General features: G+C 37.1%; 1 pseudogene. It reads left to right on the top strand.

The window, feature by feature from the left end:
• Nucleotides 1–125 precede the first annotated feature (125 nt).
• Nucleotides 126–200 (top strand): annotated as a pseudogene (locus LF817_RS20505) (helix-turn-helix domain-containing protein); the annotation flags it as partial.
• Nucleotides 201–315: the final 115 nt, after the last annotated feature.

Here is a 315-nt window from a genome sequence, read left to right as displayed (position 1 = left end):
GAAGCAGAACAGTATTCGGATGAAATACCGAAAGGTGTTATTTGAAGAATTAAGTGTTGAATCTTAATTAACGAAAACTGTTGAATTCCATTTGTTGAAAACTGTTAATTTCTACTTGACGGTTACAACAAATCGCTAAAGAGCTTAAGATCTCAAGACCGACTGTCTATAAGTATTTAGAAATGAAATGTGACTGCTAGACTAAATGAGACAGTTCTTGCTAGATAAGATAATACACTTTGAGGCCATAGTAATGATTGTTTTCTGGGGGAGGCCCCGGGGCCTCCCCCAGAAAACAATGCCAAAAATGTACAC

It is taken from the genome of Halobacillus sp. A1 (genome assembly GCF_024189295.1).
Lineage (GTDB): Bacteria > Bacillota > Bacilli > Bacillales > Halobacillaceae > Halobacillus_A.
This window is presented reverse-complemented; position numbering and strand designations above follow the sequence as displayed.